Below are 25,342 nucleotides of genomic sequence, written 5' to 3'. Positions count from 1 at the left end.
GCTTCCCGTCAGTAGCCGCAGCCGGTGAGCATGCCGCCGTCGACCACGAATTCGCCTCCGGTGCAATAACTCGCCGCGTCCGAGGCCAGGAACACCGCCACATGGGAGACCTCGACGGGCTGCCCCCAGCGCGGGATCGGCAGGCTCGCGAAGAAACCGTCGCCGTCGACGCCGGACGCACCGGACACCGCCGCGGTCATGGGCGTGGCGATGCCGCCCGGGTGCAGCGAGTTGATTCGGATACCCAGATGGCCGAGCTCGCGGGCGGCCGACTTGGTGATGCCGCGGATCGCGAACTTGCTCGCGCTGTAGGCGGACAGGCCCGCGGCGCCGACGAACCCCTCCACCGAGGAGACGTTCACGACCGCACCGCCGCCGGTCTCGGCCAGCGCCGGTGCGGCGGTCTTGATGCCCAGCCAGGTGCCGGTCACGTTGACCGACATGATCGCGGTGAAATCCGCCAGAGCCATTTCGGCGATCGGCACGAACCGCAGGATGCCCGCGTTGTTCACCACCGCGTCCAGCCGCCCGTAGTGGCCGACCGCCTCCGACACCGCGGCGGACCAATCGGCCTCGCTGGTCACATCGTGGTGCACGTACCGCGCGGCGTCACCCAGTTCCGCGGCCAGCGCCGTTCCCTCGTGATCGAGCACGTCACCGAACACCACCCGCGCGCCCTCGGCCACGAACTGCCGTACGTGCTCGGCGCCCATCCCGCGCGCCCCGCCGGTGACCAGCGCCACCTTGCCGTCGAGTTGTCCCACCGATTTCCGTCCTCTCTGACCGTCCCTTGCGCACCGACGCTAGGTCGCCCACCGGGGGCACGGCACCGGACGGTCCCGGCCACCGGGACTAGCTCCTGACCTGAGAAATTCCAGCGGTCATATTTCGATTAGGCATACAGCTTCCGACTGTCCCGCAGCGGGACGAATCACCCCGACGAAACCGGAAACGCCCGATCGGGCGTCGAGAAGGAGACCGGATGAAGTTCTCGATGATCTTCGAGGCCCAGATGGCCAACCCCTCGCGTGAGCACGAGCACCAGGTGCTGCGCGACTGTGTCGAGCAGGCGGTACTCGCCGACGAGATGGGATTCGACACCGTCTGGGCGGTCGAGCACCACGGCTTGAAGTGGTATGCGCACATGAGCGCCCCTGAGGTCTTCCTGACCTGGGTGGCCGCCAAGACCGAACGGATCCGGATCGGGCACGGCGTGGTGTGCATGCCGTTCAACTTCAACCACCCCGTGCGGGCGGCCGAACGCGCCGCGATGCTCGACGTGCTGTCCGGCGGCCGGCTCAACCTCGGCGCGGGCCGCGGCGCGACGCCGGTGGAGACCTCCATGTGCGGTGTCGACCCCGAGCGCACCTACCAGGAGGTCGAGGAGTCGCTGCGCATGATCGGCAAGGCATGGCAGGATCCCGAGGCCGAATTCGAGTACAACGGCGAACTCTTGCAGGTCTCGCCGCATTCGCTGCTGCCGCGGCCGGAGCAGCTGCCGCATCCGCCGCTGTTCATGGCGTGCACCAAGAAGGACACGCTGAAAATGGCCGCCGACTACGGAATCGGCGCGCTCGTGCTGGGTTTCGCGGGCGTGGAGGAGATCGCCGAACTGCGGCGCACCTATGACGAGGCGATCGCCGCGCGCACCGGTGAGCGTTTCGTCTCGACCGTCGTGAACGATCATTTCGCGGCGCTGTGCCCCACCATCGTCCTCGACGACCGGGAGAAGGCCCAGCAGATCGGCGCCCGCGGACAGCGCTTCTTCGCCCAGTCCATCAAGCACTACTACGGCGCGGGTCCGGCTCCCGACGAGGCCGTGGACCCGAACGCGGACGAAGTCGCCGCCATCAAGCAGGCCGCCGACGACCACGTGGCCTACCTGCATGAGGCCAAGATCCCCGTGAAGACCGGCGCCACCTCGGTCTTCAACGTCGAGCACGCCTACGGCAGCCCCGAGGACGCCATCGCCTACGTCGAGCGTCTGCAGGCGGCGGGCGCCGACGAGATCCTCTGCCTCATCCAGATGGGCACCGTGCCGCAGGAGGCCTGCCTGGAGACCATCCGGCATTGGGGCGAGAAGGTCATCCCCCACTTCCGCAACAGCTGACCCCGCAAGACAACGAGGAGTTCGACATGGTTGACCTGAGTGGGAAGGTCGCCCTGATCACCGGCGCCGCCCGAGGACAGGGCGCCGCCGAGGCGCGGCTGTTCGTGGAGCGCGGCGCCCGGGTGGTGATCACCGACGTGCTGGAAGCCGAAGGCGCGCAACTGGCCGAATCGTTGGGCGCCGCCGCACGTTTCGTCCGGCACGACGTCGGCAGCGGTGACAACTGGGAGGCCGCCGTCGGCACGGCGGTTTCGGCGTTCGGCACGCTGGACGTCCTGGTGAACAACGCCGCCATCTACACCGCGAAGCCGCTGAGCGACACCGCGCCGGAGGAGTTGGAGCGAATCCTGCGGGTGAATCTGGTCGGTCCGTTCCGCGGCATCCAGGCGGCGATCGGGCCGATGACGCGGGCGGGCGGCGGCTCGATCGTCAACATCTCCTCGCAGGCGGGCCTCGAGGGGCTGATGGGTCACTCCGCCTACGGCTCCTCGAAATGGGGCCTGCGCGGGCTGACCAAGACCGCCGCGCTCGAACTGGGCCCGGCCGGAATCCGGGTCAACTCGGTGCATCCTGGCCCGATCGCGACCCCGATGGTCCCGTACCTGACCACCGGCCCCGGCAGCTTCCCCTCCCTGCCGCTGCAACGCACCGGCGCGCCGGAGGAGGTCGCCGAGCTGGTCGCGTTCCTTGCTTCCGACGCCTCGGCCTACATCACCGGCGCCGAGGTGACGATCGACGGCGGCCTGGCGGCGGGCAAGTTCCTGCCACCGGACCTCGAGCAGTAGCGAAAGGGGCGAGCCGCGATGCCGCTGACACCACAGGCGCGGGCGATCGTCGAGGCCGCGGGCGCCGCGTTCCCGAAATTGGGCTCCGAAGTGCTCGATGCCGCCGAGGCCCGGCGGCTGCTCGCCGCCCGTCCCGCGCCGGTCATCGATCCGATTCCCGTCGCCGAGGTGTGGGATCGACTGATTCCCGGCCCGCCGGGCGCACCCGAGATCCGCGTCCGCGTCTATCGTCCCGCCGCGGCGGTGCAGCCGCCTCCGATCGTGATGTTCTGCCACGGCGGCGGATTCGTGATCTGCAGCCTCGACAGCCATGACCGGTTCTGCCGGGCCATGGCCGTCGGGGCGGAGGCGATCGTGGTGTCGGTGGACTACCGGCAGGCGCCCGAGCACCGGTTCCCCGCGGCGGCCGAGGACGCGTACGCGGCGCTGCGCTGGGTCGCCGACCACGCCGAATCGCTGGGCGGCGATCCCGCCTGCCTCGTCGTGGCCGGGGACAGCGCGGGCGGCAACCTCGCCGCGGTGACCACGTTGATGGCACGCGATCGAGGCGGCCCCGAGATCGCCCGGCAACTGCTGCTGTATCCCATGCTCGATCCGGCCTGCGCCACGGCGTCCTACCGCGACAACGCCGACGGCTATTTCACCACCGCCGCCCACCTGCGCTGGTATTGGCGTCAGTACCTGGGCTCGCACGACGGCGCCGATCCGTACGCCAACCCACTCACCGCCGACCTGGCCGGGCTCCCGCCCGCACACATCGTCACCGCGGAGTTCGATCCGCTGCGCGACGAGGGCGAGGACTACGGGCAGCGGCTGCGGCGAGCCGGTGTCCCGGCGGCGATCCACCGCTGCGACGGCATGTTCCACGGCTTCCTGAGCATGGCCGACGACCTGCCCGAGGCGGTCCGGGCCAACACCGCCACCTACGAGGTCGTACGCGCCGCCCACGCCGAGCGGCGTTCCTGAACGAGCCCGCACCACGCACTGTTAGGACCCACCCATGACCATCCAACGGATCGGCCCCGCCTACCCCACCGACGACCTGCCCGCCACGGTGGCACTGCTGGCCGCCGTCCTCGCTACCGAACCCACCGTCGTCGACGGCGACCGCTGGGCCCAGTTCGACAGCGATGGCGTCCGCGTGATGCTCGCGGGCACCGACCGCGAGGACGACAGCCCGTTCCTCGCGATCAAGGTGGACGACCTGGATGCCGCGTTGAACCGGCTGCGCGCCGGAGGTTTCGAAGCCGCGCAGCCGGTCATCGGACCGCACGAACGCCGCGCCGTGATACGGCCGACGCCCGGCTCCGCCTGGCACATCGCCCTCTATGAACCGATCTCGGGTGCGAATCCGGCCCAGCGAGCGGAAACATCCGAGTAGCAACGAAATACGGCTCGGCCGGGCATTGTCACTCGGAGTGGATTCCGGCGGCCGGTTCCGATGCGGCCGGATCTGTCGGGTTCGCCGGATCGGGGGGAACCGCACGGAACGATTCGGACGGCGGTCGCCGTAATGCGCGATCGAAGGCACGCGCCGAGGCGGGCCACGGGTTGGTGACGCGCCCGCTGTCGTGTTTGTACCAGCAGTTCGGTCCCATCGCGGGCCACACCGTCTTGGTGACCGCTTGCTCGAGCCACTGCTGATGTTCCCGCATCGCGGTTTCCCTGACCTCGATGGCGGACGCGCCGATCCGATCACGCCAGTGCAGGCAACGAACGATGTAGTCCACCTGACACTCCTTCATTCCCGGATTGCTGCCCGCGGGGTTGAAACTGTTCGGCCCGGCGATCAGGAAGGCATTCGGATAGCCGGGAACCGCCATGCCCAGTAGCGCGGTCGCTCCGGAACGCCACTGGTCGTGCAGCAGCACGCCCCCGCGTCCACGCACGGTGATCGGGACCAGGAACTCCGGAGCACGGAAACCGGTGGCGTAGATGATCACATCCGCGGGATGGTGTGCACCATCGGCGGTGCGCACTCCATCGCGGGTGATCCGGGCGATCGGGTCGGTGATCAGCTCGACGTTCTCGCGGGCCAAGGCCGAATAATAGTGGCTGTCGAAGATGATGCGCTTGCCCCCGATCGGATAGTCGGGGGTGAGTTTCGCCCGCAGCCGCGGGTCCGCGATCCGGCTGCGCAGGTACCGCCGGGCAGCCCATTCGGCGGGCCGCGCCGACCAACCTCGGCGCATGATCGGCGCGAGCACGGCATCGGAGCCGTAGTACAGGACTCGGCGATAGAGATGGTGAGCGCCGGGCAGCCGCAGCGCCGTTCGAGCGAGCGGCCCGAAGTCGGCGGGTGGTTTGGGCAGTACCCAGTGCGGCGTGCGCTGGAAGACGCGGACCCGCCGGGCTCTCGTGGCCAGGGTCGGCAACATCTGTGCCGCGCTGGAGCCGGTGCCGATCACCGCCACGTCCCTGCCGTGCAGGTCCTGGTCGTGGTCCCAGCGCGCGGAATGGAACGACGGTCCGGCGAAATCCGCCCGGCCCGCGAGATCGGGAATGCTCGGCCGGTGCAGCTGGCCCACGGCGAAGATCACCACCTCGGCGACCACACGCCGCCCGTCGGAGGTGGTCAGTTCCCACCCGCCCTCGGTTTCCAGATAGCTGGCTTCCCTGATCGCGGTGCCCAATCGCAGATGCGGAACCAAACCGTGGTCGGCGGCGACCCCACGCAGATACTCCAGGATCTGCGCCTGGCGCGGATATCGGATGCGCCGACTTCGGTAGGGCGCGAACGAGAACGAATACAAGTGGGACGGCACATCACAGGAGCAGCCCGGATAGGTGTTGTCTCGCCAAACCCCGCCGACGTCGCCGTCCCGCTCGAAGATCACGAAATCCGTGATCCCGGCTCGCCGCAACCCGACTCCCATCCCGATGCCGCCGAAACCCGCTCCGACGACAGCTACCTTGTAGGTCATCGAGATCGCCACCCCTCCTCCTTCATCGTCACACAGTCAACATGCAGCTACCTCATCTCTTCGTTGGCTGAAGGCTTCTGGATGGAAACACTTCCGGGTGGTTGACCGCTGGACGGTGTAGGCCAGAAGTACGGGGCCACAGTGAAACACCGCGCATCACATGATCAACGGGACGATGTTCGACGATCCGCTGACGGTCGCGGTCCCCCATTCACCACGCGGTCGTTCGCGATCGATCGCCCGTCAAATAGCACACTCTCCGCTATTTGCCGGGCCTTGTCGCAGGTACGGCCGATCGTCCCGTCGCAACGAGAGCGCGGGGAGATGCCGAGGACCGTTTCGCCGAACGCGACGGATTCGACGTGGCGCTGGTCAACGGCACATCCGGGATCGCCAAGTGGACGAAGGCGTCTTCTGAACGAATTCCGGCGCAGCGTTTTTCGCGGAACACCGGACGAAATCGACAGCGGTTGCCGCGGTACAACTGAGCGTTCGTCCGTTGGACATCCGCGCGCGGCATTCCACGGAGCGACCGGTCCGGCGCGTCCGGTGTCAGCGGGGCGCGACGTTCGGTCCGGCCACCACCGGCACCAGGTATGTGCGCGCGAAATCGTCGAGTTGCCCGTCGGTCCGGAGTTCAGCGAGCCCGTGCGGCGCGAGGATCAGCGAGTGGACGATCCGGCACACGATTTCCGCACGAGTGGTCAGATCCGTTGCGGGCGGCAGGATTCCCCGTTCGACAGCGCGCTCGAGCGCGGTGACCGTCGCGTGGACGGACATCGCGAACGGGCCCGCGCCATCGACGGTGAGTTTCAGGACAACGCGCGCCGGTTCCAGCGCCAGCATGCGGTCGACGAGCGGATTCGTGCGCCAGCGGGTGATCACGGTGACGAACATGTCGGCGACGAGATCGCCGAGCTCGTCGTGCCGGTCGGCGATCTGGGTGATCTCGGCGAGCACCGCGGCCACCTCTCGACTGATCACGGCTTGCACCAGGTCGTCGCGGCCACCGACATGGCGATAGACCGTCACCCGGTCCACCCCCGCCTTCCGCGCCACTTCCTCGATCGTCGTCTTCTTGACGCCGACCTGCTCGAAGAGGACCAGAGCCGCGTCCAGGATCCGGGTGACGAGGGTACCGGCGACATTCTCGCTGCTCGCAGTGGCCTTCGACGCGGTGGACATGGGCCAACGCTAGCAAAACGGATCCATCCTGCAACATCCAGCCCGAGTTGTTGCTGCAACATTGCAATGCGATTTGTTGTTCTGTACGGTCGGGTCATGGCTGAGCAGGCAGGCGCGACGCAGCGCCGGTATCGCGACGAAGCGCATGCCATCCGTGCGCGCGACGTCCATTTCGATTTCGACTCCGTGCCCATGCACTACGTGCCGGGCGAGGCCTTGGCCACCCACATCGTCAATGTGATGCACCTGGTGCTGCCCGAAGGGGAACGAGCCATGGCGCAGGCACTGGCCGAAGCCCTGCCGCACATCGATGACGAACGATTGCGGGAGGAGGTCACGGGGTTCATCGGGCAGGAGACCATGCACGCGAACAGTCATGAAGCCGCGCGCGCCCACCTGCGATCGATCGGGTTGGACGTCGATTCCTACGTCGGCAAAGTCGCCTGGCTGGTCGATCGCATCCTCGGTGACCACGGATTGACCGGCCGGGCGCGAGAGGAGTGGCTCAAGGAACGGCTGGGTCTGTTCGCGGGCATGGAGCACTACACAGCGGTGCTCGGGGAATGGCTGCTCAACGCGGACATCCTCGAGGAGAAGGGCATGCATCCGGCGATGCTGGACCTGGTCCGGTGGCACGGCGCCGAAGAGGTGGAGCACCGCAGCGTCGTCTACGACGCTTTCATGCATATCGACGGCAGCTACGCACGGAAAGCCCGCACGGCGATCCTGGCCAGCGCGACCTTGCTTCCGCTGTTCATCGTCTCCACCGCCTATCTCTACCGGAAGGATCCGTCGCCGCAGAAGGGCCGGTTCTGGGGCCTGCAGTTCTGGAGCGCGACCCGGCGTGGCGTCATCCCGAAGTGGACGGTCTTCGTCACCGAGATGCCGCGGTACCTGCGGCCGGGTTTCCATCCGTCCCAGCTGGGTCCGATGGACAAGGCCCTGCGCTATCTGGCGCACTCGCCTGCCGCGCGGGCGGCGCACCGATGAACGGATCACCCACCCTGGCCGAGCGCTCGGCGACCGGGGGACTGCGCCTGATCGGCGATGTCATGGACATCTATCGGAAGGTGTTCGTCACCGGACGCACCGCCGCACTCCTGTCCCGCCCGAACACGGTGCGCCGCACGGGCTTCGATACGGACGTAACGATCGCCGGGATCGAACGCGAAGCCGCCGACGTGGTGAGCCTGACACTGCGCGCGGCCGATGGCGGTCCGCTGCCCACCTGGCGGCCGGGCGCGCACGTGGATGTCTTCTTGCCCTCGGGACGGCAGCGCCAGTACTCGCTGTGCGGCGACCCGAGCGACCGGTTCCGGTATCGCATCGCGGTGCGGCTCATTCCCGACGGGGGCGGCGGATCGCGGGAGATCCATCATTCGCTGCGAGTCGGCGACCGTCTGCGCATTCGCGGGCCGCGCAACGCGTTCACCTTCGTCGAAGCGCCGTCGTATCTGTTCCTGGCCGGTGGCATCGGCATCACCCCGATCATGCCGATGGTCGAGGCGGCGGGCGCGCGTGGACGCCTGGTGTACGTCGGCCGCTCACGCGAGACCATGCCGTTCCTGGCCGACCTGCCCGGCGCCGACGTCAGGCCGGACGACGAATTCGGCCCTCCGCATGTCGCCGCACTGCTGGCGCGCGCAGAACCCGGTGCGGCGGTGTACGTATGCGGGCCGCCGCCGATGCTCGATGCGGCGCGGCGGTGCCTGTTCGAACTCAACCCGACGGCCTCGCTGCACACCGAACGGTTCTCCGCGCTCCCGGTCGTCGACGGCGCGGAATTCGACCTCACTCTGGCGCGCACTGCGACCACCGTCCGGGTCGCGGCCGACGAAACGGCGCTCACCGCGATTCATCGCGCACTGCCGGACACCCCTTACTCCTGCCGGCAGGGATTCTGCGGCACCTGCAAAGTCGCGGTCGTCTCCGGCGCCGTCGACCACCGTGATCGCGTGCTCACCGCGGCCGAACGCGAGAGCCAGATGCTGGTCTGCGTCTCCCGCGCCGCGGGCGAACACCTCGTGGTCGACCTCTGAGACCGTCATAGGAAAGGGACAGCGTTGTCTATGCGTTGCCGATCGAGGGAGACGACCCGATGAGCGTCTCCACCGACAATCACGCACCGTCGGTCGTGTCGACCTTCGACGTGCACGATCCGGCCACCGGCGAGGTGGTCGGAACCTACCCGGTCCACGACCGCCATGCCGTGGACACCGCCGTCGCCGCCGCCCACGAGGCCGCGACCTGGTGGCACGATCTCGGCTTCGCCGGACGCGCTCGGCATCTGGACGCCTGGCGCGCCCAGATCGCCACCGGCCGTAACGAACTGGCCCAGATCATCCACCGGGAAATGGGCAAGCCGGTCTCCGACGCCAAACTGGAGATCGCGATGGCCCTCGAACACTTGCGATGGGCGGCCCGCAACGCCGAGAAGGTGCTCGGCCGTCGCTCCGTGCCGTCGAGCATGCTGACGCTCAACCACGCGGCCACGGTCGAATACCTCCCCCTCGGCGTGGTCGGCGTGATCGGACCGTGGAACTACCCGGTCTTCACTCCGCTCGGCTCCATCTCCTTCGCGCTGGCCGCCGGGAACGCGGTGGTGTTCAAACCCAGCGAATACACCCCCGGCGTCGGGCTGTGGCTCGCGGAGGCATTCGCACGCACCATGCCCGCCGAGCCGGTGCTGCAAGTGATCACCGGGCTCGGCGACACCGGAAACGCTCTGTGCCGCAGCGGCGTCGGCAAAATCGGGTTCACCGGATCCACGGCCACCGGCAAACTCGTCCTCGCGGCGTGCGCGGAGAACCTCACGCCGGTGCTGATGGAGTGCGGCGGCAAGGACGCGTTGATCGTCGACGCCGATGCCGACCTCTCCGCCGCCGCCGGCGCGGCGGTGTGGGGCGGGTTGTCCAACGCGGGGCAGACCTGTCTGGCCGTGGAGCGGGTCTACGTCCACGCCGACGTCTACGACGACTTCCTCGTCGAACTGGTGGCGGCGGCGGGACAGATCGACGCCGGTAGGGCGGATTCGAAGATCGGCCCCATCACGATGCCGAAGCAACTAGCGATCATTCGCCGCCACATCGAGGACGCGGTCGCGCGCGGCGCCCGGGCGGTGCTCGGCGGCCCGGATGCCATCGATCGTCAGTTCGTCCAACCGACCATCCTCGTCGACGTCCCCGAGGACGCGTCCGCGGTGACGGAGGAGACCTTCGGTCCCACCCTGACGGTCACCAAGGTCAGGGACATGGACCAGGCCGTCGAGTTGGTCAACCGCTGCGCCTACGGGCTGGGCGGCACCGTGTTCGCCCGCCGCAACGGGCGCGACATCGCCGACCGCATCCGGGCGGGCGGCATTTCCATCAACGCGTTCGTCGCGCACGCCACCATTCCCGCGCTGCCGCTCGGCGGCGTCGGCGCCTCCGGATTCGGCCGCGTGCACGGGCCGGACGGGCTCAGGGAATTCACCTACGCCAAAGCCACCACGCGCCAGCGTTTCCCGTCCCCGTTGCCGCTCACCTCGTTCCGGCGCGACCACCGCGTGGACATGGTCGTCGACCTGCTCACCGCGGTCCTGCACGGAAGGAAGCGCCAGTGACCTCCGATCCGATCGAACACACCCCCATCGCGATCGTCGGCGCGGGTCTGGGCGGCATCGGCCTGGCGATCAAACTCCGCGAGGCCGGATTCGACGATCTGGTGGTCCTCGAACGCGCCGACGACCTCGGCGGCACCTGGCGGGCCAACACCTATCCCGGTTGTGCCTGCGATGTGCCGTCCCACCTCTACAGCTACTCCTTCGCACCCAATCCGGAGTGGTCGCGCACCTATGGACGGCAGCCGGAAATCCTGAACTACATCCGCTCGGTGGCCATCGAACACGATGTCGTCCGCCACATCCGGTTCGGCGCCGAACTGCTCGACGCCCGGTGGGACGAGCAAGGTTCGCTCTGGCGGATCGAGACCTCGCGCGGCACGCTGACCGCGGACTTCCTGCTATCGGCCACCGGGCTCTTCGCGGAGGCGAAGTATCCCCGGCTGCCCGGCATCGACTCCTTCGCGGGCACGTCCTTCCATTCGCTGCACTGGAACCACGATCACGATCTCACCGGCGAGCGGGTCGCGGTGATCGGCACCGGCGCCTCGGCGGTGCAGTTCGTGCCGGAGATCCAGCCGAAGGTGGCCCAGCTGCTGCTGTTCCAGCGATCGGCCCCCTGGATCGTCCCGCGCATGGATCGCAGCACCCTCGAACTCGAGCGACGGCTGCTGCGCCGTATCCCGCTGGCGCAGCGCGCCATTCGCGGCGGGTTCTACGCGGCGATCGAGACCTTCGGGCTCATCTCGCTGGTCGATCAGCGCTTCCGGCACCCGTACGAAGCGCTGGGCCGACTGCAATTGCTGCGGCAGGTCCGCGACCGCGAGCTGCGCAAGAAGCTCACCCCCGACTACGTCATCGGCTGCAAACGAGCGATCTTCTCCGACACCTACCTACCGGCACTCGACCAGCCGAACGTCGACGTGGTCACCCAGCCGATCGCCGAGATCCGGCCGCACTCGATTCTGCTGCGCGACGGCAGTGAGCACGCGGTGGATACCCTCATCTTCGGAACCGGTTTCACCTCGATCCCGACCGCCTACGAGCGCTACGTCGGGCGCGACGGGCGAACGCTGGCGCAGCTCTATCGGGAACGACCGCAGAGCTATCTCGGTGTCGCGCTGTCCGGGTTCCCCAATTTCTTCTGCACGCTCGGTCCGTTCGGCGCCGCCGGTAACCAGTCCGCGATCTACATGATCGAATCCCAGATCGCCTACATCGTCGACGCCTTACGCGACGCGCGCTCCCGCGGAACGCGCCGGATCGAGGTGCGACCGGCAGCGCAGGCCGATTTCGTCGCGGAGATGGCTCGCCGCAGTTCGTCGACGGTATGGCTCACGGGCGGATGCCAGAGCTACTACCAGACGCCGGACGGGCTCAATGCCGGTCTCTACCCGAACTGGAGCTTCGAATACCGGCAGCGCACCAGCCGATTCGACACCGCGGCCTACGAGGTGACCCGGTGATCGGCGACATGCTCCGGATCGCCAGGGGGCGGCGCGGATATTCGGTCGCGGGCAGGGCCGTGCTGATCACCGGCGCGGGGCGCGGCATCGGCAGCGAACTGGCGGCGCTGCTGCACCACAAGCAGGCCTCGGTCGTGCTGGTCGATCTCGACCGGGACGCGGTCGACGCGGCAGCCGCCGCATTGGGCGATCGAACCCTCGCCATCGCCGCCGACGTCGCCGACCGCTCGGCGATGCGGGCGGTCGTCGACCGGGCCGCCGACCATTTCGGCCGCTTGGACGTGGTGGTGGCCAATGCGGGCGTGGTGCCCCGCCCGGCGACGGTGCGCACGCTCGACGGGCAGGACTTCGACCGGGTGATGGACATCAACCTCACCGGTGTGTTCAACACCGTGCGCCCGGCGCTCGACCACGTCGTCGCCGCCGAAGGTCATGTGGTCGTGGTGTCGTCGTGCGCGGCGTTCGCTCCCGGCATGGCGGGAGCCCCGTACATGATCAGCAAAGCCGCGGTCGAACAGCTGGGTCGGGCGTTGCGGGTGGAACTGGCGCCCTTCGGCGCTTCGGCGGGCATCGCCTATTTCGGCATCGTCGACACCCGGATGACCCACGACACCCTCGATCACGACGAACTCGGCCGTGAGCTGGACGACCTGCTGCCGTGGCCGTTGAACACGCGCATCTCGGCGGCGCAAGCGGCCAGGACCATCGCGGACGGCATCGAGCGTCGCGCCGCGCGCACCATCGCACCGGCAGGGTGGGAGCCCTACGCGCTGCTGCGCGGGGCGGTCAATGTCGTGCTCGACAGCGCACTCGCTCACGACCGCCGCGTGCACGACCTGCTGCGCAAGGTCGAAGCACGCACGACACCGTCGCCGTATGCCGGTCACGACGGCTCCAGGTCGCCCATCGCATCTCCACTCAGCACGGTCCGGCCGCAGCATGCGCCGTCCGACCCGAAGGAATCCCTCTCGTGAGCACTCCACGCTTCGACACGCTCCCCGCCGCCTTCCAGCACAACGCGGCCGTCGATCCCGACGCGATCACGCTCCGCACTCCCGGCGACGCCGCCACCCTCACCTGGCGCGAGTACGCGACGCGGGTCCGGCTGATCGCCGCCGGGCTGTCGGGACTGGGCGTCCGGCGCGGCGACACGGTGGCCCTGATGATGTCCAACCGCATCGAGTTCTATCCGCTGGAGGTCGGGGCGCAGCATCTCGGCGCCACCAGTTTCTCCGTGTACAACACCGCGTCGCCGGAGCAGATCGCGTACGTTCTGGACAACGCCGGTGTGCGCGTGCTGATCTGTGAGCCTGGATATGTCGAACAGGTCCGCGCGAGCGGCGTCGAACTCGACCACATCGTCTGCGTCGACGACGCCCCGGAGGGCACTTTGTCGGTCGCTGAGGTCATCGCCGCGGGCGAGCGAGACTTCGACTTCGACGCCGCGTGGCGCGCGGTCCAGCCCGACGACGTCGCGACGCTGATCTACACGTCGGGCACCACCGGCGATCCCAAAGGGGTGGAGACCACGCACGCGAACCTGATGTTCGAGTGCTACGCCGTCGATCAGGTGCTGGGCATCCGGTTCGGGGACACCATCACGTCCTACATGCCCACCGCGCACATCGCCGACCGGCTGACCGCGCTGTACTTCCAGGAGGTCTTCGGTACCCAGGTGACCTGCGTCGCCGATCCGACGGGGATCAGCGCCGCCTTGGCCGACCTGCACCCCACGATCTGGGGCGCCGTGCCCCGGGTATGGGAAAAGCTCAAAGCGGCAATCGAATTCGCGGTCGCCAACGAGCCCGGCGAGCAGCGCCAGGCCGCGTTGCGGTGGGCGTTGGCGGTCGCCGCCCAGCGCAGCGCTCATCAATTGGCCGGGGAGGCGGTGCCCGAATCCGTCGCCGCCGAGTGGACACGCGCCGATCGACTCGTCCTGTCCGGGCTGCGCGCGAAACTCGGTCTCGACCGCGTCCGCTGGGCGATGTCCGGCGCCGCGCCGATCCCCGCCGAAACGCTCGGATTCTTCGCCGGGCTCGGGATCCCGATCGCCGAGATCTGGGGCATGTCCGAACTCACCTGCATCTGCAGCGTCAGCCACCCCGGCGACGCCAGACTCGGCACCGTGGGCAAACTGTTGCCCGGCATGCGGGCCAGGATCGCCGACGACGGTGAACTCCACGTCCGCGGCCCGCTCGTGATGAAGGGCTATCGCGGTGAGCCCGGCAAGACCGCCGAGGCCGTCGACTCCGAGGGCTGGCTGAGCACCGGCGACGTGATCACCATCGATGACGCCGGATATCTGAGGGTCGTGGACCGCAAGAAGGAGTTGATCATCAACTCCGCCGGGAAGAACATGTCCCCCACCAACATCGAGAACGCGATCAAGGCGGCGACACCGCTGATCGGGGCGATCGCGGTGATCGGCGACGGCCGCCCCTACAACACCGCGCTCCTCGTCCTCGATGCCGAAACCGCCGGACCGTACGCCGAGCGGCACGACCTGCCCGATTGCTCGGCAGCGGCCTTGTCGGCCGACGCCGGCGTCATCGAGCAGATCGCCGCAGGCATCGCCGCGGGCAATGCGAAGCTCTCGCGGGTGGAGCAAGTCAAGCGGTTCCGCGTCTTGCCCACCTTCTGGGAAGCGGGCGGCGACGAAGTCACCCTTACGATGAAACTCAAGCGCCGGGTGATCGCCGAGGAATACGCCACCGAAATCGCCGGACTCTACGCAACTGACCTCGGCCCGGATGTCCACGAACCCGCCGGGCCTGTCGCCGCCCCGGTTGCCACCGGCTGAGCGAACCGGCGGCTGATCATCGCTCCTTGATCCAGTACATCCCACGACCGGACTCCGCGGGCGCACGCTTTTCGCGTGGCTCGATCCGGTCCAGCCGGTAGCCGAGCCGCCGGGCTACCGCGGCACTGCGGACATTCGCCTCGTCACAGTGGATCTCGACACGGTCGACGCCCGGCAGTGCCAAGGCGATACGGGTCAAGGCAGCTGCGCTGCGAGTGATCACCCCGTGGCCGGAGTGCGCGGTGTGACACCAGTAGCCGATCTCCACAGCTCGCGAGCCGAGCCGATCGTGCAGACCGACCGCGCCGAGCACGCTGCCGTCGGCGGCGAAGATGCCGAAGTTGAAACTGCCTGCGGCGCTGGGCCAGCTCTCGTCCGTCTCCCGGCCGAAAGCGCGTTGACTCTCCAGTGTCGCCGGTTCGGCGAGCCAGTCCATCCAGGGGTGGATCTCGTCGAACGAGGCGTTGATCGCCTCGAGTCGCGGCAGCAGGTCCTCCGGCTGCCATCGCCGTAACAGCAGCTCGTCCAGTTCGATCCGTTCCGGTGGCACGACGCCCGGTGCGAGCGCCGAGCACGGTTCGATGCTCATACCGATATCGTGGCCATCCGGCACGTGACCGTGCAAAGCGATTTCCGGCAGATCCATAGCCGGCCGCACGGGCCGCCGACGTTTCAGGCACCCCGGAGACGAACTTCGGTGTCCAGTTCGGCGGCGGTCTCGGTCAGTGCGGCGGCGTCCGGGTCCTCTCCGATCCGGGCGGCCAGTTCGGCCCGCGACAGGATGAGCATTCCTTGCGGCTCGGACCCGAAGGCACCTTCGAGTCTGATCTGCCCTTCCTCGAGGACCAGGTACGCGTCCGGTTGGCCGGTGGCCAGCAACCGGCGTAGATCATCCGCCGTGACTCGGCCGAAACGCTGTGCGCTGCTCGACGACGTGTCTGCTGCATTGGTGTTTTCCGCATCCATGGTGACCGATTGCCCGGGTGATCCCGCGGGAAACCGCTGGTCACCCCGGACCAGCCGGTGGTGTCGCCGCGGCAGCGTCAGGCCAGGGCGAGGATCGAGACGATGGCCGGGCTCGTCAACGCCGGAGCGCCCGCTGCGCGGCATTCACGCCGCACATCCCGTGCGCCCCTGGGCCCGGCGGTGTGGCCGCCGAGCACAGGTAGTGACCCGGCACGCCTACGTCATAGGGCTGCAGGGTCCTACGCGGACCGAACAGCAGCTGTGTGATGTCCTTCGCGCCGGTCATAATGTTGCCGCCCACATAGTTGGGGTTGTATTCGGCGAATTCCGCCGCGCTGCGCACGCTGGTTCCGACTATGCGGTCGCGAAAACCGGGGGCGAAGCGTTCGATCTGGGCGGTGATCTCCGCCGTGGCGTCGCCGGGATAGCCGTGCGGGACATGAGCGTATGCCCAGATCGGATGGATGTCGCCCGCCGAACGTTGCGGATCGGCGAGATATTGCTGCCCCACCAGTACGAAAGGTCGTTCGGGCATGCGACCGCGATGGATCTCGCGTTCGGTGGCGGCGATCTCGGCGAACGTGCCGCCGAGGTGCACCGTCCCCGCCCGGCGCGCCGCCTCCGCCGTCCACGGCACGCCGCCGTGCACCGCGAAGTCGACTTTGCAGGCACCCGGGCCGTAACGAAACTCTTGATACGACTTCCGGATTCGAGGCGGCAGGCGGTCGCCGAGGATCTCCGCGACCGCGGTCGGCGCCAGGTCCCACATGGTCAGTTCCGCCGGCGGCAGATCGGACACCGACCGCACCCGCACGCCCGTTTCGATCTTTCCGCCGAGGTCGCCGAGGGCCGCCGCCATGGCGTCGGTGATCCGTTGCGATCCACCCGCGGCGACCGCCCAGCCGTAGGCGTGGCCCGCGGTGAGGATGCCAAGGCCGATGCTCGCGCTGAGCGGCCGGTGCAGCGGGTGGAAGGCATGCGCGGCGACGCCGCCGAACAACCCCCTCGCCTGCTCGGTGCGGAACAGTCCGGCGAGCAGCGTGGCCGGAACCACGGCGGGAATCCCGAAGCGCGCCAGCCGCACCGGGTGGCGCGGCACACGCAGCAGTGGCCGCATGATGTCGGGGCTCATCCGGTCGTAGCCCGCCGCCGTCCGCTCGAACAGCAGTCGCCACGCACGGCCGTCACCGCCGAGCCCGGCCGCGGTCTCCGCGACCGAGCGCAGCAGCACGCCCGCGGTGCCGTCGTCGAGCGGATGGGCGCAGTCGATCTCCGGCCAGGCCCAGGTCAATCCGTAGCGCTCCAGGTCGAGACCGCGCAGGAAAGGAGAGCCGACCGCCATCGGGTGGATGGCCGAGCAGTGGTCGTGCAGCAGACCGGGCACGATCGCCTCGCCGGTGCGAGTGCCGCCCCCGATCTCGTCGGCGGCCTCCAGCACGGTGACGTCCCAACCGGCTCGGGCCAAGGTGATGGCCGCGGCCAAACCGTTGGGGCCGCCGCCGACCACGACTGCGCTGCTCATGTCGCTCTCCGTCCCTCGTGGCCGACCGTCAGCCGACCGTCTGCGGCGCGAGCACCCGAGTCGATTCCTCCAGCGGCGTCGGCACGGTGTAGCCCGCGCGCCGCCACGTCACCTCGTGCGGGATCGGGCCGTCGGGCAGCCACGGCTGCGCCTCGACCGCGTCGCGCACTCGCCAGGTGCCGCGTTCGACGACGCCGAGCGCCGCGTCGATGACCTGATACTCCTGGACGCCGCGGTGGATCGGCTGCGATTCCACCCACACCACGATCCATTCTCCCGGAGCGAACCCCACTCGGGACTGCACGGCCTCGATCAGGTCCAGATTGTGCAGGTGACCATCGCCGAAGTTGAACCCGATCAGCGAGTTGCAGCCGAATTCCGCTTCCCGCACGGTCCAGCGATCGATATCGGGAATGTGGGTGTACAGCAGGGAGAACAGGCCGCGGCCTTGGCTGTGCATCGAGCGCCACGCGATCGTCTGTTGCATGGTGATCTCCGCGACCTCGGGCGGGTAACCCATCGCACGCAGCTGGTCGATCTGGTTCACGGTGGGCCGGTGCGCGATGGTGTTCAGCTTCTCCTCCGCACCGGGCGCGAAGGCCCACAGGGCCGAGGCCCAGTTGCCCGCGTACTGGCGCATCGACGGCAGGAACGACACCAGATCGGGGCGCAGATTACCGAGGATCGGGAAGAACACCAGCGCCGCGACGATCGCCACGGCCAGCCACGGCGAGGAGATGTCGGCCAGACCGTAGCCGCCCCCGTTGGGGAAGCCCAGGAACAGGAAGATGCTCAGGTAGGCGAACAGGACGTTCCACTCCAACGGCACCGCCAGCGGGAACGTCGAGGTGATGAACGCGTGGAAGACCACCATCAGCACCACTCCGGCCAGGGTCAGCCAGTGGTTGGTGGAGAACAGCAACACCAGCGGCGTGACGATCTCGACGGTCGTGCCTCCGACATGGGCCATGAACGAGGCGACCTTCGACGGCCGGATGTCCCTGGGGAAGTCACGGTAGTGCAGCCGCTTGATCCACTTGGCGGGCACGCCCGGGCTGTTGGAGATCATCGGCGGTACCACGTTGGTGAAGTGCTGCCCGAACTTGGACACGCCCGCTCCGATCCACACCGCGCAGATCAGCAACTTGGCGGCGATGATCATGTCGACGAACGGCAGCACCGCGAAGAACACCAATGCGGGCAGGTACTGCTCGCCGCGCGCGGTCAAGAAGATCGTCTTGTCCCGCAAGCCGCACAGTACGTACAGCACGATCGGAGCGACGAGCAGCGCGGGATTCACCAGGCCGGAGGTGTTGTCCGGCAGCGCCGCGCTCAGCGAGGCGCTCGGCACGCCGGGCAGCACGATCGCCGCCAGGAGCGTCCCGAGGAACGCCAGGTACAGCAGCACATCCGCCACCGTGCGGGTGTCACCGCCGGTGAACGGCACCCGTCGCCACGGCCGCAGGCGAATCGAGCCGGGGCGGGCGTAGAACATGATTCCGCCGGTCATCGGCTTGAACTTGCCCGCGAGCGGCCCCCACGACCCGGCGATGCCGAGCGCCTCGATCAAGACGGTCCACAGCACCAGCTTCTGGTAGACGATCGGCTCGTTCCACCAGGCCGCGACATCCCAGAACGGGCCGACGCCGGAACTCCAGGTCGCCACGGCGACGCCGCCCAGCGCCGAGACCAGCAGAACCTTGAGCAGATAGATCGTGTGGATCATCCTCGGCGAGCCGAAACCGAATTCGACCCAATGCAGGGCCAAAGTTCTCATCCGCTCCCGCAACGGCTGCTCGAGGAACGTCGTCACGTCGACGGGCGGGAAATCCGCTGTTTTGAATCCCATTGTTCGGACCTTTCTTATCCGATGAATAAAGCGCATGCGAGGACCCGGCCGAATGCGGTTCGGATCATGGGAGTTCCGCTCACCGCCGAGCGGATTGTTTCTATGTGGTGGTGACGATCGCGTCGGCGACCAGCGCGCGGAGCTTTCGTTTGTCGATTTTGCCGACCGGATTCCGTGGCAGCGCTTCGGTGAGTTCGATCGACACCGGAACCTTCGCGCGGGCGAGAGTTCTCCGGCAGTGCTCGACGAGATCCGCGGCATCGACCCGCGCGCCGGGCATCGTCACCACATGCGCGACCGGTACCTCGCCGAGGACCGGATCGGGCGCCCCCACCACCGCGGCTTCCAGAACGGCGGGATGGGCGTGCAGGACGTTCTCGATCTCCTTGGGATAGATGTTCTCGCCACCCCGGATGATCATGTCCTTGATCCGGTCGACCAGCACCAGGTATCCGTCCGGGTCGAAATAGCCGACGTCACCGGTATGCAGCCAGCCGTCGACCACCGTGTGCGCGGTCGCCTCGGGTCGGCCGAGATAGCCTCGCATCACGTTCGCACCCCGGATGACCACTTCCCCGCTCGTCCCGGCGGGCACGACCCGACCGTCGGCATCCATGATCGCCACGGTCTGCCCTGGCAGTGGCCGCCCGACCGTGCCCGGCTTCCGCGGTCCGCCGGGCGGATTCAGCGTCGACGCGCAGGTACCCTCGGACAGTCCGTAGCCTTCGACGATCGGAACACCGAAACGCGTTTCGAACCGCGCGATCAGTTCCGCGGGCATCGGCGCGGCTCCGCAGATCGCACGGCGCAACGACGACGTGTCCGGCGCCGAACTCTCCGGCTGCGCGACGAGCATCGCGTAGATCGCGGGAACGCCCGAAAAATAGGTCGGACGAACACGTTCCACGATGCCGAAGAACGCCGAAGCCGAGAATCGGCCCGCGATCGTGGCCCGGCCACCGGCGAGCAGCGGCGACAGGACGCTCACCACGATCCCGTTGACGTGGAACAGCGGCAGGATCAGCAAGCTGTGGTCGGTGTCGTTCAATGCCAGTGCCCCGACCAGCATCGCGCACATGGCGGCGATATTGGCGTGGTCGAGCACGACGCCCTTCGGCTGCCCGGTGGTGCCACTGGTGTAGATGATCAGCGCCGCGGCGCTTGGATCCACCTGCGCCGATTCGGGCCCGGCGACCTCGGCGCCCGGTCCGGCCACCTCGGTCACATCCAGCGTCGCACCTTCGCGTCCGCCTTCGGTCACGACCACCTTCGCCCGGCAGTCCTCGACCTGATAACGCACCTCCTCGACGGTCGAATCCGGCTTCACGGGGCTGACCGCGGCACCCAGCCGCCATGCCGCGAAAAGAATGACGACGAATTCGAGTCGATTCGACAATACGACCGCGACGACGTCGCCTTCACGAACGCCATTCGCGTACAGGACGGCTGCGGCCGTACGTACCCGTTTCACGAAAGTCTGATTGTCGAGTTGCTCGCGGTCGTCCGCAATACAGGGGCCGGACGGATTCCAGGTCGCCCTGACCTCCGGAATTTCCACAACGTGCTGCACTTATGTCCTCACCTACTTCGGGGTGACGGGGATTACAATCCAAGTTAGATCGGGTGCGAGAACCCGGCTACGGGCCCGCATCCCAGAGTTTTCGGCGGGCTTTGTGCCGATGGCACAAAAGAAAGCGGAATGCGTCGGAGCCGCCGCGCCGGTTCCGGTACGGTCCCGGCATGAGCGTTGACGTGGACACGACCATCCGCGATGTCGCCGGACGCGTCAAAGCCGATCTGGACCGGCTGACCGCCGAGATGACCGCGATGTTCGCCGAGGTGATCCCGGAATTCCGCCACGACGACGAAGTGCGACGGCTGATGATCGCCAGCACCGCGTCCAACCTCACCGCGATCCTCGACATGCTCATGCTGAGCATCTCGCGCGACGACATCACCGTGCCGCCCGCCGCCGCCGAGTACGCTCGCCGGTTCGCCCAGCACGGGATGTCCCTGGAGGCCCTGCTGCGCGCGTACCGCCTCGGCGAACACATGTTCATGCAGCAGACCATCGCCGCGCTCCGGCGTGCCGAGACACCCGCCGATCTCGCCCTGGCGACCACCAGCCGGGTCGCCGTGCTGGTCAACAGCTACATCGACCAGGTCATCGAAGGTGTCATCGACATCTACGAGAGCGAACGACGCCGCTGGGACGCGCGCTCGGACACCACCCGCGCGGCCCAGATCCGCGCGGTGCTCGACACCGAGAACCTCGACGTGGCCTCCGCGGAGGAGATGTTGTCCGCCTCGCTGCGGGGGTGGCATATGGCCGCCGTCCTCTGGGTGCCCGAACCCGGCGCGGCATCGATCGAACTGCTGCGCGCCGGTACGTCGATGCTCGCCACCGCGACCGGCAAACACCCGCTGACGGTCCTGGTCGACGAGCAGAACTGCTGGGCGTGGATATCGTCGGTCGGCAAACCGTCACTGGATGCCGACCTGCTCGAGCGAGAACTGCGCCGCCGCCCGGGAATTCGCGTCGCGATCGGCGATCCCGGCCCCGGACTGGCCGGGTTCCGGCAGACCTTCCGCGATGCCCAGCGCGCTCGTGGCCTCGCGTTGCTCGCCGACCCCGGTCGTCCGCTGACCGTGCACTCCCGGGTGGCGCTGGCGAGCCTGCTCATCGACCATCTGCCCGACACGAGAGCGTGGGTCCATCGGGTGCTCGGCGATCTCATGCGCGACGACGAGACCACCGCTCGTCTGCGCGAGACGGTGCAGACGTATCTGGAGGCCCGCGGCAGCCTCACCGACGCCGCGGCGCGCATGCACGTCCACAAGAACACCGTCCACTACCGGATACGCAGGGCCGAAGAGGTGCTCGGTCATCCGTTGACGGTGAATCGGCTGGAGACCGAGATCGCCCTGATGCTCGCCGAGCAACTCGGCCTCGGCCGCGTGAAGTGAGCCGGGCCGTCGGGTCACGACCGCTGCCGATGCGCGCCACGGCGATTCGCTGTGGCGTGTGAGCCGCGGCGGCCCGATACTTGGAGCAGGTTGGACCGATTCCGAGGTGGGAGATGAAAGTGATCGGGGTGGGCTCGGACGGACTTGTCGCTGCCGGTGATACCTGGGGTATTTCCGGGCCGCAGTTCCTCGCCGTCTATATACCGCTCGTGCTGGTGGCCCTGTTCGTGGGGATCTGGCTGCGATCGCGGGTGACGGGCGCGGATCCGGAAACCGACGCGGTCGCCGCGCCGGGCGCGGAATTGACCTCGCCCGAGCTGGGAATGCTGTACGGCGACCAGAACGCCGTACTCGCGGCGATGGCGCGGTTGCGCGGCGTCGACGCGATCGATTCTGGCGCCGCGCCGGTTCGCGCACTCACCGCGCAGGAGCGTGGGCAGCTGGATCCGTTCACCGTGTCGGTGTACGACCGGCTGGCGGCGGGGCAGCGCAAGACCGTCGGCGCGATCGTCGGCGGGTCGCTCGACGCGCTGCGCACCAGGATGGTCGACCTCGGGTACTTCCCCGGGCCCGACATGCGCCGCGGTCTGCGTGACGCGGGCATGCCGCTTCTCGTCACCGGCGCGCTCGGCGTGGTGCGGATCATCGCGGGCGCCTCGCACGGGAACCCGGTCGGGGTGCTGGTGGTGCTGGTGATCGCGCAGGCGCTCGGCTATTGGTTGGTGGTGCGCAAGCCCCGGCTCACCGCGCTGGGTGTGCGTGCCCGGGACGCCGCGTCGGAGCGCAATCGGTATCTGCGGCCCAGCAATTCGCCTTCCTACGCGACCTATGGCGCCGAGAGCGCGGCACTCGCGGCAGCTGTTTTCGGCATCGGTGCGCTCGTCGCGCTCGATCCCGGACTTGCCCAGGCAGTCGCGCCGCCGAGCGCGTCGGGCGGTGGGGACGGCGGGGGCGACAGTGGCGGGGACGGAGGCGGATGTGGCGGCGGCTGTGGCGGCGGCTGCGGCGGTTGCGGTGGATGAGCGCCCCGGCCCGCTGCCACCGGACGCGCTCGGTATCGGCTGGCGACCCGAGATCTGCGGGGTGATAGCCGCCTTGGCGGGGCTCGGATTCTGCGAGGTCATCGCGGAGTCGTTACCCCGGGACCCCCGCCACGCCGGGCAGCTCGCCATCCCCGAGGAACTGGCCGCTCTGCGGGCGCGCGGCGTCGCCGTGGTGCCGCACGGCATCTCGCTGTCGCTCGGCGGCGCGGAGCCGGTCGCGGGCCATCGCGTCGAGCATTTGGCGGCCTGCGCGGCGGCGGTGGCGGCTCCGCTGGTGAGCGAGCACGTCGCTTTCGTACGCGCGGGCGGCCTGGAGGCAGGTCACCTGCTACCGGTACCGCGGACCCGCGAAGCGCTGGACGCACTCACCCGCAATATCGCCCGGACCCAGGCGGCGCTCGACGTCCCGCTCGCGGTGGAGAACATCGCGACGCTGTTCGACTGGCCCGACGACGAATACACCGAAGCGGAATTCCTGTCCGAACTCGTCGAACGCACCGGGGTATGGCTGCTGCTCGATCTCGCGAACGTCTACGCGAACGCCCGCAACCGCGGTCGCGACCCGCTCGCCGAGCTCCTTCGCCTGCCCGCCGAACACGTGGCGTATTGCCACGTCGCGGGCGGTCACGAATCCGGCGGCCGCTATCACGACACCCACACCGACCCGGTTCCCGGCGAAGTTCTCGCGCTCGTGGCGGAATACACCGCGCATCGTCCGGCGCCGATCATGCTGGAGCGCGACGGCAACTATCCGCTCGCGGCCGAATTGCTCGATGAACTGGACGCCATCGCGGCCGCCGTCGACCGCCCGCCGATCACCGCGGGCGCCAGGGCGGTACTGGCGTGAGCGCCGCGTCCCGACCGGCGCGGCCGCCTGACGACGCGACGCTGGCCCAGCGGCAAGCAGCGCTGGTGCGTGCGCTCGTCGCGGGAGCCACGGTGCCGCCCGGATTCGATGCCGAGGCCGTCGGCGCCGCGGCGGAGGCGCTGTTGCGCAAGCGCGCCGGCGAGGTGGCACGCCGTTTCCCACTGCTGGTGCACGCGTGCGAGGGTGACTTCACCGCCCGTTTCACGGCATGGGCACGGAATCACCCGAAGACGACCACCTCCGCCGACGCCGCCGCCTTCGCGACCGCCACCGGTCTCGACTGGAGGGCCGCACCTCGCCGCCGGGGGGTAACGCGCTGGTTGCGCCGGTGACGCGCATAGGCCGACCCTGATTTCGGACCGGCCGCGGCCTACGAGCGGCGCGCTTCGACCCGGACCGCGGGGTCGGCGGCGTCGCGACGCTCCTCGAGCCACACACTGATCGCCACCGTCACATACGCAGCGACGGTCGCCATCCCCGGCAGCATCAGCATGAGCATGAGAAACGAAAGCATCGAAGACACAAGCCCTCCCGGACAACGCGATGGAAACTGTCGCACCGGTGCGCTGTACTGCGTCACCGTCACGCCCGGCATACCCACGACCGGAGGTCCAATCTCGACCGGGCAGCCCGAGGGGATGTGATAGATATCACACAAGCAATCTGCCATGTCGTCTGCCCCATGACCGGGACAATCGGCGCTCCGCCGCAACCGTGGTAGACCGGTCACCATGCGGTTGCTCATCATCTCCGATACGCACGTGCCCAAGCGTGCGCGGGATCTGCCGGAGTTGCTCTGGCGCGAGGTCGACGCCGCCGACGTGGTCGTACACGCGGGCGACTGGGTGGAGGCCGCCTTGCTGGACCGCCTGGAGGCACGTAGCGCGCGTCTCGTCGGCGTCTACGGCAACAATGACGGTCCGGAGCTGCGTGCGCGGCTGCCCGAGGTCGCCCGCGCCGAACTCGACGGACTCCGGCTGGCGGTGGTGCACGAAACCGGACCCGCGAAGGGCCGGGAGGAACGCTGCGCCCGGGACTTCCCGGATACCGACGTACTCGTCTTCGGCCACAGCCACATTCCGTGGGACAGCGTCGCGGACAGCGGGTTGCGCTTGCTCAATCCCGGCTCGCCCACCGACCGCCGCCGCCAACCGGAACACACCTATCTCACCGCGCGGATACAGTCCGGGCGGCTGAGCGGGGTAACGCTGCACACCGTTCCGAACCGCTGACCTCTCGGCGCGCCGCACTCCGAACGC

The 25,342-nt window shown here is 68.5% G+C and carries 24 protein-coding genes; 15 read left to right on the top strand and 9 right to left on the bottom strand.

The window, feature by feature from the left end; translation table 11 throughout:
- Window positions 1–8: 8 nt before the first annotated feature.
- Window positions 9–764: a glucose 1-dehydrogenase gene (locus tag ABZW96_RS16645; protein ID WP_355075423.1), complete on the bottom strand. Its 756-nt coding sequence runs from the start codon at window positions 762–764 to the stop codon at window positions 9–11.
- A 218-nt stretch (window positions 765–982) separates the two neighbouring features.
- On the opposite strand from ABZW96_RS16645, the gene ABZW96_RS16640 reads away from it, so the two are divergent.
- Genes ABZW96_RS16640 through ABZW96_RS16625 form a run of 4 tightly spaced genes read left to right on the top strand, consistent with a single transcriptional unit; the run spans window position 983 to window position 4,276 of the window.
- A complete protein-coding gene (locus tag ABZW96_RS16640) occupies window positions 983–2,110 on the top strand; it encodes an LLM class flavin-dependent oxidoreductase (protein WP_355075421.1) in 1,128 nt (375 codons plus the stop codon).
- 26 nt (window positions 2,111–2,136) lie between these two features.
- Window positions 2,137–2,895, top strand: a complete 759-nt coding sequence (locus ABZW96_RS16635) for a glucose 1-dehydrogenase (protein WP_355075419.1) — start codon at window positions 2,137–2,139, stop codon at window positions 2,893–2,895.
- An 18-nt stretch (window positions 2,896–2,913) separates the two neighbouring features.
- Window positions 2,914–3,861, top strand: coding sequence for an alpha/beta hydrolase (locus ABZW96_RS16630; RefSeq protein ID WP_355075417.1), 948 nt, complete (start codon window positions 2,914–2,916; stop codon window positions 3,859–3,861).
- A gap of 34 nt (window positions 3,862–3,895) precedes the next feature.
- Window positions 3,896–4,276, top strand: a complete 381-nt coding sequence (locus ABZW96_RS16625) for a hypothetical protein (RefSeq protein ID WP_355075416.1) — start codon at window positions 3,896–3,898, stop codon at window positions 4,274–4,276.
- Window positions 4,277–4,304: 28 nt separating this feature from the next.
- Here ABZW96_RS16625 and ABZW96_RS16620 read toward each other — a convergent pair whose 3' ends face one another.
- Together ABZW96_RS16620 and ABZW96_RS16615 are read right to left on the bottom strand one after the other, a co-directional pair.
- Window positions 4,305–5,831 carry an NAD(P)/FAD-dependent oxidoreductase gene (locus ABZW96_RS16620; RefSeq protein WP_355075414.1) on the bottom strand — a complete coding sequence of 509 codons (1,527 nt, stop codon included), beginning with the start codon at window positions 5,829–5,831 and terminating at the stop codon, window positions 4,305–4,307.
- A 540-nt stretch (window positions 5,832–6,371) separates the two neighbouring features.
- Complete coding sequence (locus ABZW96_RS16615; RefSeq protein ID WP_355075412.1) at window positions 6,372–7,004, bottom strand: TetR/AcrR family transcriptional regulator; 633 nt, start codon at window positions 7,002–7,004, stop codon at window positions 6,372–6,374.
- Window positions 7,005–7,100: 96 nt separating this feature from the next.
- On the opposite strand from ABZW96_RS16615, the gene ABZW96_RS16610 reads away from it, so the two are divergent.
- From ABZW96_RS16610 to fadD11, 6 genes are all read left to right on the top strand, one after another.
- On the top strand, window positions 7,101–7,994 hold the full coding sequence (locus ABZW96_RS16610) for a metal-dependent hydrolase (protein ID WP_355075410.1): 894 nt from the start codon (window positions 7,101–7,103) through the stop codon (window positions 7,992–7,994).
- 62 nt (window positions 7,995–8,056) lie between these two features.
- A complete protein-coding gene (locus tag ABZW96_RS16605; RefSeq protein WP_355075552.1) occupies window positions 8,057–9,043 on the top strand; it encodes a PDR/VanB family oxidoreductase in 987 nt (328 codons plus the stop codon).
- Between the two features lie 59 nt (window positions 9,044–9,102).
- A complete protein-coding gene (locus tag ABZW96_RS16600) occupies window positions 9,103–10,605 on the top strand; it encodes an aldehyde dehydrogenase family protein (protein WP_355075408.1) in 1,503 nt (500 codons plus the stop codon).
- Window positions 10,602–12,068 (top strand): NAD(P)/FAD-dependent oxidoreductase, encoded by a 1,467-nt coding sequence (locus ABZW96_RS16595; protein ID WP_355075406.1) that lies wholly within the window; start codon window positions 10,602–10,604, stop codon window positions 12,066–12,068. The genes ABZW96_RS16600 and ABZW96_RS16595 overlap by 4 nt, the downstream gene beginning before the upstream one ends.
- An 8-nt stretch (window positions 12,069–12,076) precedes the next feature.
- Window positions 12,077–13,042 carry a short-chain dehydrogenase/reductase gene (locus ABZW96_RS16590; RefSeq protein ID WP_355075551.1) on the top strand — a complete coding sequence of 322 codons (966 nt, stop codon included), beginning with the start codon at window positions 12,077–12,079 and terminating at the stop codon, window positions 13,040–13,042.
- Window positions 13,039–14,868: a fatty acid--CoA ligase FadD11 gene (gene fadD11 / locus ABZW96_RS16585; RefSeq protein WP_355075404.1), complete on the top strand. Its 1,830-nt coding sequence runs from the start codon at window positions 13,039–13,041 to the stop codon at window positions 14,866–14,868. Before ABZW96_RS16590 ends, fadD11 begins: the two co-directional genes overlap by 4 nt.
- Before the next feature lie 16 nt (window positions 14,869–14,884).
- On the opposite strand, the gene ABZW96_RS16580 is transcribed toward fadD11, so the two are convergent.
- From ABZW96_RS16580 to ABZW96_RS16560, 5 genes are all read right to left on the bottom strand, one after another.
- Window positions 14,885–15,457 (bottom strand): GNAT family N-acetyltransferase, encoded by a 573-nt coding sequence (locus tag ABZW96_RS16580; protein ID WP_355075402.1) that lies wholly within the window; start codon window positions 15,455–15,457, stop codon window positions 14,885–14,887.
- Between the two features lie 83 nt (window positions 15,458–15,540).
- Complete coding sequence (locus ABZW96_RS16575) at window positions 15,541–15,834, bottom strand: hypothetical protein (protein WP_355075401.1); 294 nt, start codon at window positions 15,832–15,834, stop codon at window positions 15,541–15,543.
- Window positions 15,835–15,949: 115 nt separating this feature from the next.
- Window positions 15,950–17,356, bottom strand: a complete 1,407-nt coding sequence (locus tag ABZW96_RS16570; protein ID WP_355075399.1) for an NAD(P)/FAD-dependent oxidoreductase — start codon at window positions 17,354–17,356, stop codon at window positions 15,950–15,952.
- 28 nt (window positions 17,357–17,384) lie between these two features.
- Complete coding sequence (locus tag ABZW96_RS16565) at window positions 17,385–19,205, bottom strand: DUF3556 domain-containing protein (protein ID WP_355075397.1); 1,821 nt, start codon at window positions 19,203–19,205, stop codon at window positions 17,385–17,387.
- A 100-nt stretch (window positions 19,206–19,305) separates the two neighbouring features.
- Window positions 19,306–20,775 (bottom strand): AMP-binding protein, encoded by a 1,470-nt coding sequence (locus ABZW96_RS16560; protein WP_355075395.1) that lies wholly within the window; start codon window positions 20,773–20,775, stop codon window positions 19,306–19,308.
- A gap of 170 nt (window positions 20,776–20,945) precedes the next feature.
- On the opposite strand from ABZW96_RS16560, the gene ABZW96_RS16555 reads away from it, so the two are divergent.
- The 4 genes from ABZW96_RS16555 to ABZW96_RS16540 all read left to right on the top strand — a co-directional run bounded on the left by ABZW96_RS16555 (window position 20,946) and on the right by ABZW96_RS16540 (window position 24,415).
- Window positions 20,946–22,172: a helix-turn-helix domain-containing protein gene (locus ABZW96_RS16555; RefSeq protein ID WP_355075393.1), complete on the top strand. Its 1,227-nt coding sequence runs from the start codon at window positions 20,946–20,948 to the stop codon at window positions 22,170–22,172.
- Window positions 22,173–22,285: 113 nt separating this feature from the next.
- Window positions 22,286–23,194, top strand: coding sequence for a TIGR04222 domain-containing membrane protein (locus ABZW96_RS16550; protein WP_355075391.1), 909 nt, complete (start codon window positions 22,286–22,288; stop codon window positions 23,192–23,194).
- Complete coding sequence (locus ABZW96_RS16545) at window positions 23,187–24,062, top strand: DUF692 domain-containing protein (RefSeq protein ID WP_355075390.1); 876 nt, start codon at window positions 23,187–23,189, stop codon at window positions 24,060–24,062. Before ABZW96_RS16550 ends, ABZW96_RS16545 begins: the two co-directional genes overlap by 8 nt.
- Window positions 24,059–24,415 carry a hypothetical protein gene (locus tag ABZW96_RS16540; RefSeq protein WP_355075388.1) on the top strand — a complete coding sequence of 119 codons (357 nt, stop codon included), beginning with the start codon at window positions 24,059–24,061 and terminating at the stop codon, window positions 24,413–24,415. The genes ABZW96_RS16545 and ABZW96_RS16540 overlap by 4 nt, the downstream gene beginning before the upstream one ends.
- 38 nt (window positions 24,416–24,453) lie before the next feature.
- Here the strand turns inward: ABZW96_RS16540 and ABZW96_RS16535 are convergent, their stop codons facing one another.
- Entirely contained in the window at window positions 24,454–24,606 is a 153-nt protein-coding gene (locus ABZW96_RS16535; protein ID WP_355075386.1) for a hypothetical protein, read from the bottom strand.
- A gap of 208 nt (window positions 24,607–24,814) precedes the next feature.
- Here ABZW96_RS16535 and ABZW96_RS16530 point away from each other — a divergent pair, with 208 nt between their 5' ends.
- The gene (locus ABZW96_RS16530) at window positions 24,815–25,315 is read left to right on the top strand and encodes a metallophosphoesterase (protein WP_355075385.1); all 501 of its coding nucleotides are present in this window, start codon (window positions 24,815–24,817) and stop codon (window positions 25,313–25,315) included.
- The last annotated feature ends 27 nt before the right edge of the window (window positions 25,316–25,342 follow it).

Origin of the sequence: Nocardia sp. NPDC004168, assembly GCF_040610355.1 — a bacterium.
In the GTDB taxonomy this organism is placed as follows: Bacteria; Actinomycetota; Actinomycetes; order Mycobacteriales; family Mycobacteriaceae; genus Nocardia; species Nocardia sichangensis.
Note: the sequence above shows the minus strand (reverse complement) of the source record. Positions and strands in the feature narration are given on the sequence as shown.

Excerpts from the sequence above, each read along its gene's own strand:
- ABZW96_RS16640 (WP_355075421.1), top strand. The coding sequence starts at position 983 with ATGAAGTTCTCGATGATCTTCGAGGCCCAGATGGCCAACCCCTCGCGT.
- ABZW96_RS16635 (WP_355075419.1), top strand. The coding sequence starts at position 2,137 with ATGGTTGACCTGAGTGGGAAGGTCGCCCTGATCACCGGCGCCGCCCGA.
- ABZW96_RS16630 (WP_355075417.1), top strand. The coding sequence starts at position 2,914 with ATGCCGCTGACACCACAGGCGCGGGCGATCGTCGAGGCCGCGGGCGCC.
- ABZW96_RS16625 (WP_355075416.1), top strand. The coding sequence starts at position 3,896 with ATGACCATCCAACGGATCGGCCCCGCCTACCCCACCGACGACCTGCCC.
- ABZW96_RS16615 (WP_355075412.1), bottom strand. The coding sequence starts at position 7,004 with ATGTCCACCGCGTCGAAGGCCACTGCGAGCAGCGAGAATGTCGCCGGT.
- ABZW96_RS16610 (WP_355075410.1), top strand. The coding sequence starts at position 7,101 with ATGGCTGAGCAGGCAGGCGCGACGCAGCGCCGGTATCGCGACGAAGCG.
- ABZW96_RS16605 (WP_355075552.1), top strand. The coding sequence starts at position 8,057 with ATGGACATCTATCGGAAGGTGTTCGTCACCGGACGCACCGCCGCACTC.
- ABZW96_RS16600 (WP_355075408.1), top strand. The coding sequence starts at position 9,103 with ATGAGCGTCTCCACCGACAATCACGCACCGTCGGTCGTGTCGACCTTC.
- ABZW96_RS16590 (WP_355075551.1), top strand. The coding sequence starts at position 12,077 with ATGCTCCGGATCGCCAGGGGGCGGCGCGGATATTCGGTCGCGGGCAGG.
- ABZW96_RS16580 (WP_355075402.1), bottom strand. The coding sequence starts at position 15,457 with ATGAGCATCGAACCGTGCTCGGCGCTCGCACCGGGCGTCGTGCCACCG.
- ABZW96_RS16575 (WP_355075401.1), bottom strand. The coding sequence starts at position 15,834 with ATGGATGCGGAAAACACCAATGCAGCAGACACGTCGTCGAGCAGCGCA.
- ABZW96_RS16570 (WP_355075399.1), bottom strand. The coding sequence starts at position 17,356 with ATGAGCAGCGCAGTCGTGGTCGGCGGCGGCCCCAACGGTTTGGCCGCG.
- ABZW96_RS16565 (WP_355075397.1), bottom strand. The coding sequence starts at position 19,205 with ATGGGATTCAAAACAGCGGATTTCCCGCCCGTCGACGTGACGACGTTC.
- ABZW96_RS16555 (WP_355075393.1), top strand. The coding sequence starts at position 20,946 with ATGAGCGTTGACGTGGACACGACCATCCGCGATGTCGCCGGACGCGTC.
- ABZW96_RS16550 (WP_355075391.1), top strand. The coding sequence starts at position 22,286 with ATGAAAGTGATCGGGGTGGGCTCGGACGGACTTGTCGCTGCCGGTGAT.
- ABZW96_RS16530 (WP_355075385.1), top strand. The coding sequence starts at position 24,815 with ATGCGGTTGCTCATCATCTCCGATACGCACGTGCCCAAGCGTGCGCGG.